The organism is Rhodococcus sp. PvP016 (genome assembly GCF_017832185.1).
Taxonomy (GTDB): domain Bacteria; phylum Actinomycetota; class Actinomycetes; order Mycobacteriales; family Mycobacteriaceae; genus Rhodococcoides.
Genome location: NZ_JAFIBH010000001.1, coordinates 1,063,623 through 1,076,877, shown reverse-complemented (window position 1 = coordinate 1,076,877; position 13,255 = coordinate 1,063,623). Strand labels below are relative to the sequence as shown.

11 protein-coding genes are annotated in these 13,255 nt (G+C 68.2%); 4 read left to right on the top strand and 7 right to left on the bottom strand.

Going from position 1 to position 13,255, the window contains the following annotated elements; genetic code table 11:
• Positions 1–3: 3 nt before the first annotated feature.
• Together JOE30_RS04970 and JOE30_RS04965 are read right to left on the bottom strand one after the other, a co-directional pair.
• Complete coding sequence (locus tag JOE30_RS04970; RefSeq protein ID WP_204869622.1) at positions 4–342, bottom strand: YbaB/EbfC family nucleoid-associated protein; 339 nt, start codon at positions 340–342, stop codon at positions 4–6.
• A 78-nt stretch (positions 343–420) separates the two neighbouring features.
• Complete coding sequence (locus JOE30_RS04965; RefSeq protein ID WP_204870788.1) at positions 421–855, bottom strand: SRPBCC family protein; 435 nt, start codon at positions 853–855, stop codon at positions 421–423.
• 228 nt (positions 856–1,083) lie between these two features.
• Here JOE30_RS04965 and JOE30_RS04960 point away from each other — a divergent pair, with 228 nt between their 5' ends.
• The 3 genes from JOE30_RS04960 to fadD5 all read left to right on the top strand — a co-directional run bounded on the left by JOE30_RS04960 (position 1,084) and on the right by fadD5 (position 5,435).
• Positions 1,084–2,496: an FAD-binding oxidoreductase gene (locus JOE30_RS04960; protein ID WP_204870787.1), complete on the top strand. Its 1,413-nt coding sequence runs from the start codon at positions 1,084–1,086 to the stop codon at positions 2,494–2,496.
• Positions 2,493–3,812 (top strand): class I SAM-dependent methyltransferase, encoded by a 1,320-nt coding sequence (locus JOE30_RS04955; RefSeq protein ID WP_204869621.1) that lies wholly within the window; start codon positions 2,493–2,495, stop codon positions 3,810–3,812. Before JOE30_RS04960 ends, JOE30_RS04955 begins: the two co-directional genes overlap by 4 nt.
• 87 nt (positions 3,813–3,899) lie before the next feature.
• Positions 3,900–5,435: a fatty-acid--CoA ligase FadD5 gene (gene fadD5, locus JOE30_RS04950; protein ID WP_204869620.1), complete on the top strand. Its 1,536-nt coding sequence runs from the start codon at positions 3,900–3,902 to the stop codon at positions 5,433–5,435.
• On the opposite strand, the gene JOE30_RS04945 is transcribed toward fadD5, so the two are convergent.
• The gene (locus JOE30_RS04945) at positions 5,432–5,620 is read right to left on the bottom strand and encodes a hypothetical protein (RefSeq protein ID WP_204870864.1); all 189 of its coding nucleotides are present in this window, start codon (positions 5,618–5,620) and stop codon (positions 5,432–5,434) included. The two genes, fadD5 and JOE30_RS04945, sit on opposite strands and share 4 nt — an antisense overlap.
• 108 nt (positions 5,621–5,728) lie before the next feature.
• On the opposite strand from JOE30_RS04945, the gene JOE30_RS04940 reads away from it, so the two are divergent.
• Complete coding sequence (locus JOE30_RS04940; protein ID WP_204869619.1) at positions 5,729–6,868, top strand: S9 family peptidase; 1,140 nt, start codon at positions 5,729–5,731, stop codon at positions 6,866–6,868.
• A 50-nt stretch (positions 6,869–6,918) separates the two neighbouring features.
• On the opposite strand, the gene JOE30_RS04935 is transcribed toward JOE30_RS04940, so the two are convergent.
• The 4 genes from JOE30_RS04935 to JOE30_RS04920 all read right to left on the bottom strand — a co-directional run bounded on the left by JOE30_RS04935 (position 6,919) and on the right by JOE30_RS04920 (position 13,249).
• Complete coding sequence (locus JOE30_RS04935) at positions 6,919–9,069, bottom strand: 3-hydroxyacyl-CoA dehydrogenase NAD-binding domain-containing protein (protein ID WP_204869618.1); 2,151 nt, start codon at positions 9,067–9,069, stop codon at positions 6,919–6,921.
• An 8-nt stretch (positions 9,070–9,077) separates the two neighbouring features.
• Complete coding sequence (locus JOE30_RS04930) at positions 9,078–10,289, bottom strand: acetyl-CoA C-acetyltransferase (protein WP_204869617.1); 1,212 nt, start codon at positions 10,287–10,289, stop codon at positions 9,078–9,080.
• 175 nt (positions 10,290–10,464) lie between these two features.
• Positions 10,465–12,618 (bottom strand): DNA polymerase III subunits gamma/tau, encoded by a 2,154-nt coding sequence (locus tag JOE30_RS04925; protein ID WP_204869616.1) that lies wholly within the window; start codon positions 12,616–12,618, stop codon positions 10,465–10,467.
• Positions 12,619–12,664: 46 nt separating this feature from the next.
• Entirely contained in the window at positions 12,665–13,249 is a 585-nt protein-coding gene (locus JOE30_RS04920; RefSeq protein ID WP_027506627.1) for an HhH-GPD-type base excision DNA repair protein, read from the bottom strand.
• Positions 13,250–13,255: the final 6 nt, after the last annotated feature.

Sequence of the window (13,255 nt, the reverse complement as noted above, 5' to 3'; positions counted from 1 at the left end):
GTTCTAGAAGCCGGGCAGGCCGGGGAGTCCGCCGCCGCCCAGGCCGGCGAGGGGGCCGAGCTTCTGCGACGCGACCTCACCCGCGGCACGGGACGCGTCGGCGATGGCACCGATGATCAGGTCCTGCAGGGTCTCGACGTCGTCGGGATCCACGACCTTGGGGTCGATGGTCAGACCGACCACCTCGCCGCTGCCCTTCACCGTCGCCACGACGAGACCGTTGCCGGCGCGACCGGTCACCTCGGTCGCGGCGATCTCCGCCTGGGCCGCCATCAACTGCTGCTGCATCTGCTGGGCCTGCTGCAGCAGCTGGGACATGTCGGGCTGTTCACCGGGTTGCACGGCGGGTGTCCTTCCGAAGTGGTGGAGAGATCGTGTCGGTCGAGCCTAGCGGCGCGGTGCCCTCCGGCCCGCCCGCAGTCACTCCACCTGGCGCGAGAGGTTCTGCAGGAGCTGCGCCTGGATCTTCTTCAGTCCGAGGGGCGCGAACGTCTTCTCGAAGAAGCCGCCGACACCGCCGGCACCCGTCCACTCCGTGGTGGTGGTGACCGACGACCCGCTGCCGCTCGGGGAGACGAGGTACGTGGTCACCATCGACGAGTTGGCGTCCTTCTCCGTGATGGTCGCACCGGACACCGACACGGTCGCGAGCACGTTCCGCGAGCGCTTCTCGGTGGCCTGCAGGACCCATCGAGCGACGGTGCCGTCGCCCTGCCCACCCTCGACGACCGCGAAGTCGCGGTACTGCTCGGGCAGAATGCGCGGACGCACCGTCTCGTAGTCGGACAGTGCCGCGAGGACCTTGTCGGGAGCCGCACTGATGGTGAGGGAACTGCTCGCGCTGACCTTGGCCATGACGGGGAGAACTCCTGATGTCGGGGTGGGACGAACGGTGACGCTCATTGTTTCACGACTGCGCCCGGGCGAATCGAGCGCAACGATCGTATGAAGTTTCCTCGTCGGGAGGCACCTTCCATAGCGTTGCGAACAACCTCCGTATAGCGTTCTCACGTGGCTCAGACAGTCGATGCGGCGCTCGGGGGAGCGCGGGAACCCGGCGGGGGCGGCAACCGTCCGCACGAGATCGGACAAGCGGGACATCGGGCGGGTGTGGAACGGCTTCTGGCCAGTTACCGCGCCATTCCGCGGGACGCGACCGTCCGCCTGGCGAAGAAGACCTCCAACCTGTTCCGGGCCAGGCCGAAGAACTCCGCACCCGGACTCGACGTCTCGGGGTTGGGAGGCGTCATCTCGGTCGACCCCGACGCCATGACCGCCGACGTGCAGGGAATGTGCACCTACGAGGACCTCGTCGACGCCACCCTGGCGTATGGGCTCGCGCCCCTGGTGGTGCCGCAGCTCAAGACGATCACGCTCGGCGGCGCGGTCACCGGCCTCGGCATCGAGTCGACGTCGTTCCGCAGCGGCCTTCCGCACGAGTCCGTCCTCGAGATCGACATCCTCGCCGGATCGGGTGACGTCGTCACGGCCACTCCCGACAACGAGTACGGCGATCTCTTCCGAGGGTTCCCCAACTCCTACGGCACCCTCGGCTACTCGACACGGCTGCGCATCGAACTCGAGCCCGTACTCCCCTACGTCGCCCTGCGCCACGTCCGGTTCCACGACCTCGAGTCGGTGCAGACGGTCATGGCGCGGATCGTCGCCGAGCGCGAGTACGAGGGTGACCGCGTCGACTACCTCGACGGGGTGGTGTTCTCACGGACCGAGGCGTACCTGACCCTGGGCCGACAGACCGACGAGCCGGGACCGGTGAGCGACTACACCGACTCGGCGATCTTCTACCGGTCCATTCAGCACGACGGCACCGCACCGCGAACGGACCGCCTGACGGTGCGCGACTATCTGTGGCGGTGGGACACCGACTGGTTCTGGTGCTCGCGCGCCTTCGGTGCGCAGAACCCGCGCATCCGACGTCTCTGGCCGAAGAAGTACCTGCGCAGCAGTTTCTACTGGAAGCTGATCGCGCTCGACCAGAAGTACGACATCGCCGACCGCCTCGAGAAGCGTAAGGGCAACCCGATCCGCGAGCGCGTCGTGCAGGACATCGAGGTGCCGATCGAGAACACGGCCGCGTTCGTCTCGTGGTTCCTCGACGAGATCCCGATCGAGCCGTTGTGGCTGTGCCCCTTGCGACTCCGCGAGCCCGACGGGTATGCCGACGCACAGGACTCCGACGCCGGAGTGCGCGGATGGCCCCTCTATCCGCTCGAACCTCACCGCACCTACGTCAACGTCGGCTTCTGGTCGTCGGTACCCGTGGTCCCCGGTGAACCCGACGGCGCAGCGAACCGTCGGATCGAGAAGAAGGTGACCGAGTTCGACGGTCACAAGTCCCTCTACTCGGACTCGTTCTACGACAGGGACGAGTTCGATGCCCTCTACGGCGGTGACGGTTACCGCCGACTCAAAGAGAAGTACGACCCCGATTCGCGGTTGTTGGATCTGTATTCGAAGGCGGTGCATCGTCGATGACGACATTCAAGGACCAACGGAACCCCGGCCTGTCCGGCAGTTCCCCCAAACTCTCCATCGCCGAGATTCTCGAGCAGTTCACCGAAGGTGATCTGCCCGTCCGGTTCTCGGCGTACGACGGCAGTACGGCCGGTGCCGAAGATTCCGAGTACGGGCTCAAGCTCACCTCTCCCCGCGGCACGACCTACCTGGCCACCGCGCCGGGCGACCTGGGCATGGCACGTGCCTACGTCTCGGGCGATCTGGAGATCGAGGGCGCCCACCCGGGTGACCCGTACGACGTGCTGAAGATGCTGGGCGACGACCTGCACTTCAAACGCCCGTCCGCGCGCGCACTGGCGACCGTCACCCGGTCTCTGGGCTGGGAGTTGCTGCGTCCCATCGCTCCCCCGCCCCAGGAGTCCCTCCCACGCTGGCGTCGTATCGCCGAGGGGTTGCGGCACAGCAAGACTCGGGACGCCGAGAGCATCCACCACCACTACGACGTGTCGAACACGTTCTACGAGTACGTGCTCGGCCCGTCGATGACCTACACCTGCGCCGCCTACCCCACTCTCGAGGCCTCCCTGGAGGAGGCTCAGGAGAACAAGTACCGCCTGGTGTTCGAGAAGCTGAACCTGAAGGCGGGCGACCGACTGCTCGACATCGGGTGCGGCTGGGGATCGATGGTGCGCTACGCGGCCCGTCGCGGCGTCCACGTCATCGGCGCCACGCTCTCGCGCGAGCAGGCCGAGTGGGCGCAGAACGCCATCGCCGCCGACGGACTGAGCGATCTCGCGGAGGTGCGCCACAGCGACTACCGCGACATCGTCGAGGGCGACTTCGACGCGGTGTCGTCGATCGGCCTCACCGAACACATCGGCGTCTCGAACTACCCGGCGTACTTCGAGTTCATCAAGGGCAAGCTGCGCCCGGGTGGCCGCGTCCTGAACCACTGCATCACCCGCCCGGACAACCGCTCGTCTGCGCGGGCCGGCGGCTTCATCGACCGCTACGTCTTCCCCGACGGCGAACTGACGGGATCCGGCCGCATCATCACCGAGATGCAGGACGTGGGCCTCGAGGTGCGTCACGAGGAGAACCTGCGCGAGCACTACGCGATGACGCTCCGGGACTGGTGCCGCAACCTCGTGGACAACTGGGACGCGTGCGTCGCGGAGGTCGGCGAGGGCACCGCGCGCGTGTGGGGCCTCTACATGGCGGGCTCACGCCTGGGCTTCGAGCGCAACGTGGTCCAGCTGCACCAGGTGCTCGCCGTCAAGCTCGACGAGAACAACGACGCGGGGCTTCCGTTGCGGCCCTGGTGGATCGGCTGATCCACTGACACGGACGCCGTCTCGGGTGTCGAATCACGGGGACTGTCGACACCCGAGTGGGTGCGACTCCACGAGAGGACACCCGAGATGGCCGATCAGTCGCAGCCCGGACGTGCACGGCGGGACAACTGGAACAACCAGGTACGTCGGCACGCACTGATGAATCCCGCGGGCGTGGCTCTGCGCTTCGGCGGGACTACGCACACCTGGCGCGGCCTCTCCGACCGTGTCGACGCACTCGCCGGCGGGTTGTCCCGCCGTGGCGTGACGGCCGGGGACCGGGTGCTGATCCTCATGCTCAACCGGCCCGAGTACCTCGAATCGGTGCTGGCGATCACTGCCGTCGGTGCGATCGCCGTGCCCGTCAACTTTCGGATGAGCGCCCCGGAGATCAGCTACCTCGCGCAGAACAGCGGCGCCGGCCTCATCGTCGTGGAGGACGCTCTGGCCCCGCTCGCCGCGGCGGTGGGCGTTGCGGACTCGATCGTCGTGGGCGGAGACGGGGACACCTACGAGGCTCTGATCCGCGAGGGCGTGCCCGCGCCGGACACCGACGTCCCGGACGATGCGCCGGCTCTGATCATGTACACCTCGGGAACGACCGGCCGCCCCAAAGGTGCTGTGCTGTCTCATTCCAACATGCAGGCTCAGGCGCTGACCTGCATTCGCGCCCTGCAGATGTACGGAGTCGACGAGATCAACTTCTGTGCGTCACCGATGTTCCACATCGCCGCCCTGGGCAGCATCGCCCCCAGCCTGAAGCTCGGCATCCCCACCGTCGTCCACCCCGTCGGTGCGTTCGACCCGGCCGCGTTGCTCGACGTCCTCGAGGCCGAGGCGGTGACCACCGTGTTCCTCGTGCCGGTGCAGTGGCAGGCGGTCTGCGCAGAACAGGCGCGGCACCCGAGACAGTTGGCGCTGCGAGTGATCTCGTGGGGTGCGGCGCCGGCGTCGGACACCGTCCTGCGGGCGATGTCGCAGACCTTCCCCGACGCCCTCACCGTGGCCGTCTTCGGCCAGACCGAGATGTCGCCGATCACCTGCGTCCTCGACGGCGACGACGCACTGCGCAAGCTCGGGTCCGTGGGTCGCGTCGTCGCCACGGTGGAGGCGCGCGTGGTCGACGACGACATGGTCGACGTCCCGCGAGGCGGCATCGGCGAGATCGTCTATCGCGGGCCGACGCTGATGCACGGTTACTGGGAGAACCCGGCCGCCACGTCGGATGCGTTCCACGGCGGCTGGTTCCACTCCGGCGACCTGGTGCGTCAGGACGAGGAGGGATTCGTCTTCGTCGTCGACCGCAAGAAGGACATGATCATCTCCGGCGGTGAGAACATCTACTGCGCCGAGGTCGAGAACGTGCTGTTCTCCCACCCCAGGATCCTCGAGGCAGCAGTCATCGGCCGCCCGGACGACCGCTGGGGTGAGGTGCCTGTCGCCGTCGTCGCGCAGCGCGCCACCGACGAGCCGGACCTCACGCTCCCCGACCTCGTGGGCTGGCTGGACGGACGCCTCGCGCACTACAAGCACCCGCGCCACCTCGTACTGGTGGAGGCACTCCCCCGCAACGCCGGCGGCAAGGTCGTGAAGGTCGACCTGCGCAGGCGGTTCTCCGACTAGACCCCTCGGCGCCTGCTCACCACCACGATCGCCACTCCGACGATCAGGATGATGGGGCCGAGGATCGACCAGGTGGTCGTGTTGCTCATCGCACTGCCACCGACCACCCCGAATCCCTGGAGGCTGAACAGCAGGCCCATGATGGCGATCACGGCACCGATGACGGTGACAACGGGAGTCTTCACCTGATGAACCTAGCCCTCTGACGCCGCATCGGGCCCGTTCTCGTGACGACACACATCGTCGCGACGGGACACACCACGGACGCCGCTCGACATGATGGACTGCGTTCTGTGACTTCTCTTCCCCGACGATTCTGTCCACCGGTCCTCGTCGCGTGCGTCGCACTCGCGTCGTCCGTCCTTCTCGTCTCCGCTCCCGCGTCCGCCGAGACGGCGGCGGGCACGGTGCTCTCCAGCACTGCGCTCGATCCCGCACTGGCACCCGCCGGCGCCGCCGAGAGCTACGTGGTGCGCTACTCCACGCTGCGGACGGCCGAGCAGGCCGGGGAGTCGACGGGCGCGGTGTTCGTGCCGACCGGCGATGCTCCCGCCGACGGATGGCCGGTGGTGTCCTACGCCCACGGCACCACCGGTGTCGCCGACTCGTGTGCACCGTCGGCGACGGGCACCGCGCAGTACGAGCGTCCAGCAATCGAGGCGTGGCTGGCCGCCGGCCACGCCGTGGTGGCCACCGACTACGCGGGCATGGGGACGCCCGGCGTGCACGCCTATCTGGACGGACCCGCCGCCGGGGCCAATGCGATCGACATCGTCCGCGCAGCACACACGATGCTCGGCGATCGCCTCTCACCGAAATGGATCACCACCGGCCTGTCCCAGGGCGGCAACACGTCCTTCTTCACCGCCGCAGCGGCATCCACCCGCGCACCGGACCTCGACTTCCGCGGCGCCGTGTCCGTGGCCGGCCCGACGGGGCTCGACACCGTGCTCCCGCTGGTCGGTCCGGTTCTCCCGCCGGTCGTACCCAGCGGCTTTCTCGGCTACGTCTTCTACACCCTCGCCGGGTTGGCCGACCAGCGTCCGGAACTCGACGTCCGGCAGTACCTGACGCCGAAGGGTGTCGAGTACCTCGACGCTGCGACAACACTGTGCGGCACCGAGTTCCGCGACTATCGGGCGGCGCACCCGGCCCAGTTCGGGGAGCTCCTCACGCGCCCGCTGACGCCGCTGGCCCCCGTGCTCGCGCAGATGCAGGCCGTCCCCGTCAGCGGCTACGACCGGCCGCTCCTCGTGACCCAGAGCCTGTCCGATCAGACGGTTCCTGCTCCGCTCGCGTTCGCCCACGCGGCCCGCATGACCGCTGCCGGAACGGATTTCCAGCTGGTCACCTTCCCGGCGCCCGATCACATCGGCACCCTGATGGCCTCCATGCCCGCATCACTGGACTTCGCCGCGCGCGTCCTGCGCTGAGACGACGACAGCCCCGCACCACGAGGTGCGGGGCTGTCGTGTGCTCGTGACTAGCGCAGTGACGCAGGCGGAGTGAACCGCTCGCCGTACTGCTTGGCCAGCTCCTCGGCACGGGCGACGAACGCCTCCTTGCCGATCGAGCCGTCCGCGGCCTCGTAGCCGACGACGTACTGGTGCACGCCACCGGTCCACGCCGGGAAGCCGATTCCGAAGATCGAGCCGATGTTGGCGTCGGCCGTGGTGTTCAGGACACCCTCGTCGAAGCATTTCTGCGTCTCGATCGCCTCGATGAAGAGCATGCGCTCCTTGAGGTCCTCGAAGGATGCCTCGGACGTCCCCGACTTGAAGGCGTCACGCAGACCGGACCAGAGGCCGGTGCGCTTGCCGTCCACGTACTCGTAGAAGCCGGCGCCCTTGGACTTGGACGGACGCTCGAACTCGTCGACCATCTTGTCGATGACCACGCCTGCGGCGTCCTCGGGAGGAGTGCCACCGGCAGCGACGACGGCGTCGTAGGTCTCCTTGCGAATCTTCTGCATCAGCGTCAGCGTCAGCTCGTCGGACAGCTGCAACGGCGGCGCCGGGTAGCCCGCCTGCAGACCGGCCTGCTCGATGGTCGCGGGCTCGACACCCTCGCCCAGCATCGCGATGGCCTCGTTGATGAAGGTGCCGATCACGCGCGAGGTGAAGAAGCCACGGCTGTCGTTGACGACGATCGGGGTCTTCTTGATGGCCTGCACGAGGTCGAACGCCTTGGCCAGAGCCGCATCCGAGGTCTTGTCACCGCGAATGATCTCGACGAGCGGCATCTTGTCGACGGGCGAGAAGAAGTGGATCCCGATGAAGTCCTCCTGGCGCTTCACACCGGTCGCGAGACCGGTGATGGGCAGCGTGGAGGTGTTGGATCCGAGCAGCGAATCGGGAGCGACGAGGTCCTCGATCTCCTGGAAGACCTTGTGCTTGAGGTCCTGCGACTCGAAGACCGCCTCGATCACGAGGTCGGCACCCTCGACATCCTTCGGATCGGCCGTCGGGTGGATACGCGCCAGCAGAGCGTCCGACTTCTCCTGCGTGGTCTTGCCGCGCGAGAGTGCCTTGGCCTCGATGGCCTCGGAGTACGCCTTGCCCTTGTCGGCTGACGCCTGCTCGACGTCCTTGAGCACCACGTCGATTCCGGCCTTGGCGCACACGTAGGCGATGCCCGCGCCCATCATGCCGGCGCCGAGAACGGCGACCTTGGTGAACTGGGTCTTCTCGTAGCCGTCCGGGCGGGACTTGCCGGCGTTGATCGCCTGCAGGTCGAAGAAGAACGCCTGGATCATGTTCTTCGACACCTGGCCGGTGACGAGAGACGTGAAGTACCGCGACTCGATGGTGGACGCGTTGTCGAAGTCGACCTGCGCACCCTCCACCGCGGCGGACAAGATCGCGAGCGGTGCCGGCATCGGCGCGCCCTTGATCTGCTTACGCAGATTCGACGGGAACGCCGGAAGGATCTGCGCGAGCTTGGGATTGGACGGCGTGCCGCCGGGGATCTTGTAGCCCTTGACGTCCCAGGGGGCGACGCCGCCCTCGGGGTTGGCCTTGATCCACGCCTTCGCAGCGGGAACGAGTTCCTCGACGCTGCCGACGACCTCGTGCACCAGACCGAGCTCGAGCGCCTTGGCCGGACGGAAACGCGTGCCCTGGGACAGCACCGACATGAAGCCGTTCTGGATGCCCATCAGACGGGTGATGCGCGTGACTCCACCACCGCCGGGCAGCAGGCCCAGCGAGACCTCGGGGAGGCCGAGCTGCACGCCCGCCACGTCGGCGACGATGCGGTGATGCGTCGCCAGCGTGATCTCGAGTCCGCCGCCCAGTGCTGCACCGTTGATCGCGGAGACGACGGGCTTGCCCAGTGTCTCGAGGCGACGGAGCTGCGCCTTGATGGTCTGCACCTCGTCGAAGATCTGCTGGGCGTCGGCGGGGCCGGCCTTGATCATGTTCTTGAGATCGCCACCGGCGAAGAAGGTCTTCTTCGCCGAGGTGACGACGACACCGGTGATGGAGTCCTTCTCGGCCTCGAGGCGGTCGACCGTGGCGCCCATCGAGGTCTTGTACACCTCGTTCATCGTGTTGGCGCCCTGGTTCGGGTCGTCCATCGTCAGGGTGACGATGCCGTCGGCATCCTGGTCCCACTGAATCATGTTGTCACTCATGCTGTTCCTCAGACTCGCTCGATGATGGTGGCCACGCCCATGCCGCCGCCGATGCACAGGGTGATCAGTGCGTAGCGGCCGTTCCGACGCTCGAGCTCGTCGAGCACGGTGCCGGTGATCATGGCGCCCGTGGCACCGAGGGGGTGGCCCATCGCGATGGCGCCACCATTGACGTTGAGCTTCTCGCCCGGGATCTTCAGGTCGCGCTGGAAGCGCAGGACCACGGAGGCGAAGGCCTCGTTCAGCTCGAACAGGTCGATGTCGTCGACCGTCAGGCCGGCCGCGGCCAGCACCTTCTTCGACGCGGGCGTCGGCCCGGTCAGCATGATGGTGGTGTCGGCGCCGCTGGTGGCGGTCGCGACGACGCGAGCGCGCGGCGTCATGCCCATCGACTTGCCGGCGTCCTCACTGCCGACGACGACCAGGGCCGCACCGTCGACGATGCCCGACGAGTTACCGCCGGTGTGGACGTGATCGATCTTCTCGATCCAGTGGTACTTCTGCAGCGCGACGTCGTCGAACCCGCCCATCGCGGCGATGCCCTCGAAGGCCGGCTTGAGCTTGCCGAGCGACTCGACGGTGGTACCGGGACGCATGTGCTCGTCGTTGTCGAGGATCAGCAGACCGTTCTGGTCCGTGACCGGCACGACGGACTTGGTGAAGTAGCCACCCGACCACGCGGCTGCGGCGCGCTCCTGCGACTGTGCGGCGTACGCATCGACGTCGTCACGCGTGAATCCCTCGATCGTCGCGATGAGATCCGCGCCGATGCCCTGGGGAGCGAAGTAGGTGTCGTAGTTGGTCTGCGGATCCATCGCCCACGGACCACCGTCGGAACCCATGGGGACACGCGACATCGACTCGACGCCGCCGGCGATCACGAGCTCGTCCCACCCGGAGCGCACCTTCTGCGCGGCGAGGTTGACGGCTTCGAGGCCGGACGCGCAGAAACGGTTGAGCTGGAAGCCGCCGACCGTGTCGGGCATCTTCGCGGCGAGCACCGCGGTACGGGCGATGTCGGCACCCTGATCGCCGACCGGGGAGACGACACCGAGGATGAGATCGGAGATGCGATCCTCGTCCATGTCGGGGAAACGACGGCGGAGCTCGTCGATCAACCCGGTGACCAGCGAGATCGGCTTGACCGAGTGCAGCGACCCGTTCTTGCCCTTACCTCGCGGTGTTCTGATGGCTTCGTAGATGTATGCCTCTGTGGTCACTGAACACAGTTCCTTCCGACGTGAGACTCGGGCAGCACGGTGCACTGGAGACACCGGCGCCCACGAGGACAGACCTCGACGCCATTCACCCTAGGCATGGAGCCGCTCCGCCGAAAGGACCGAAACGAGCGCGCACTGTGACACCCTGCCGGTGTTTCACGCCGTCAGAAGCAGGTCAGACGTCTTTCAGCGGGGTCGCACCCAGCTCGGACTGCAGCAGTTCGAGCGCGACCTCGTCCGGGTCGCGACGCGTCGACGGATCCACCGGCTCCTTCGCCTGCTTCATGAGCTCTTCCTGCTCCTCCGGGCTCTCCGGTGGAGGTGGACCGTCGTACGGCGAGGGACCCGGGTCGTCCGGATAGTCAGGCTCCTCGGGCGGCGGTGGGATGTCGTCGTCGGACGGGCGCGACGGCGTGGACCGCGCCGGGGCGCTCCCGGACTGCGCCGGTCGTGTCGGCTCCGGCGTGGGCGCAGACCGGCTGGGGCGCGAGAACCGGGGGCCGGTGGACGCCGGACGCTCGGCAGGGGCGGACGCCGGCGCCGGTGCCGCCGACCGGGCGGTGCCGTCTCCCGCCTCGCAGACCACGGTCCACTCGACCCCGAAGACGTCGCGCAGCGCGTCCTTGATGACCTCGGCGTTGCGGGGCTCGACCAGCCTCTTGGCCAGCGGTACCGAATCGTGCGCCAACACGATCGCCCCGTCCCCGACCGACTTCACCGTGGCGCCCGAGAGCATCACCTCGACGGTGCGGCTGCGCTCGCGCACCTTGGTCCGCACCTCGGACCAGACGGCGCGCACGTCCGCGGCATCCGGACCCTCGGATGCTGTCTCGACGGGCTCGGGTGCTGTCTCTGGTGCCGTCTCTGCCGGCTCGGGTGCGGGGGCGGGCTCGGGTGCGGGGGCGGGCTCGGGCTCCGGGGTGGGCTCGGGCTCCGGGGTGGGCTCGACCTCCGGGGTAGGCGGCGCGGCCGGCTGCGCCGCGGCAGGTTCGGGTGTGACCGGTTCCGGTGCAGCGACTCTGGCTCCGGGGGCGTCGACCACGGGTGCGGGAGCGGCGGCCGGTTCGGCCGCCCGCTCGGACGGACGCCGATATGTCTGCTGCTGCGCCGCGGCCTCGAGGCGGTCGTGCTGATGTTCGGCCTCGACCGCGGCGGCCTCGCCTGCGGGCAGGGTCACGTCGAGTCGCCGTTCGAGGCGCTCCAACCGCTGCAGCACAGCACTTTCCGCATCGGACGCCGCCGGCAGCAGCATCCGCGCACACATGACCTCCAGCAACAACCGGGGAGCCGTGGCGCCGCGCATCTCGCCGAGTCCGGCGTGGACGGTCTCCGCGAATCGGGCCAGCGTGGCCGGACCGATGCGTTCCGCCTCGTCGCGCATCCGCTCGAGCATGTCGGCGGGGGCGTCGACGAGTCCGCGCTCACCAGCATCGGGCACCGCGCGCATGAGGATGAGGTCGCGCAGTCGGTCGAGCAGGTCCACCGCGAACCGGCGGGGATCGTGGCCCGCGTCCATGACTTTCTCGACGGTGCCGAACAGCGCGGCACCGTCCTGGGCGGCCAGGGCGTCGACGGCCTCGTCGATCAGCGCGACGTCGGTGACGCCGAGCAGAGTGAGTGCGCGGGTGTACTGCACACCCTCGTCGCCGGCACCGGCGAGCAGCTGGTCGAGCACGCTGAGGGTGTCACGCGGGGAGCCACCTCCGGCGCGAATGACCAACGGGTACACCGCATCCTGCACGGTGACCTTCTCCTCCGCACAGATGCGCTCCATCAGACCGCGCATGGCGAGCGGAGGCAGCAGCCGGAACGGGTAGTGATGGGTGCGGCTGCGGATGGTCGGCAGCACCTTCTCCGGCTCCGTGGTCGCGAACACGAAGATCAGGTGCTCGGGCGGCTCCTCCACGATCTTGAGCAGCGCGTTGAAGCCCGCCGTCGTGACCATGTGGGCCTCGTCCACGATGAAGACGCGGTAGCGCGATTCCGCCGGGGCGTAGAACGCGCGGTCACGCAGCTCACGGGTATCGTCCACGCCGCCGTGGCTGGCCGCGTCGAGCTCGATGACGTCGAGGTTGCCCGGGCCGCCGGGAGCGAGCGCGACACACGAGCCGCACACCCCGCACGGCGTCGACGTCGGCCCCTGGACGCAGTTGAGCGACCGCGCCAGGATGCGTGCAGACGACGTCTTGCCACACCCGCGGGGGCCGGAGAAGAGGTAGGCGTGGTTGATGCGCTTCGAGTCCAGCGCGACGGACAGAGGCTCGGTGACATGCTCCTGCCCGACCACTTCCGCGAACGTCGCTGGACGGTACTTCCGGTACAGGGCCACGCGAGAGAGAGTACCGACGTCGACCGACAGAACGGTCGGCGGGAACCTACGATCCCGCGCTCTCCTTGGCGGCCCGCTTGGCCGCCTTCTTGAACTCGCGCACCTCGCCCAGACTGGTCGCGTCGACCACGTCGGCGATGGACCGTCGGGAGCCGTCGTCGCCGTACGATCCGGCGGCGTCGCGCCACCCGGCCGGCTCCACACCCATCTGCTTGCCCAGCAGAGCCAGGAAGATGCGTGCCTTCTGATCGCCGTAGCCGGGCAGCGCCTTCAGCCGCTTCAGCACTTCTCTGCCGTCCGGGTCGCCGTCCGTCCAGATGGCGTCGGCGCGGCCGTCCCACTCGTCGACGATGTACGAGCACATCGACTGGATCCGCTTGCCCATCGAGCCGGGGAACCGGTGCACCGCGGGTGGGGTGGAGCAGATCGCGAGGAAGTCGTCCTCCGGCATCTCGGCGATCGCGCGGACGTCGAGCGAACCGATGCGATCCACGAGCTTCTTCGGACCGGCGAACGCCGACTCCATCGGTACCTGCTGATCGAGCAACATCCCGATCAGCAGCGCGAGCGGGTCGGAGGCGAGCAGGGCGTCGGCGTCGGGATCCCCGACCAGGTGCAGCGTCGTGGCCATGGCGTC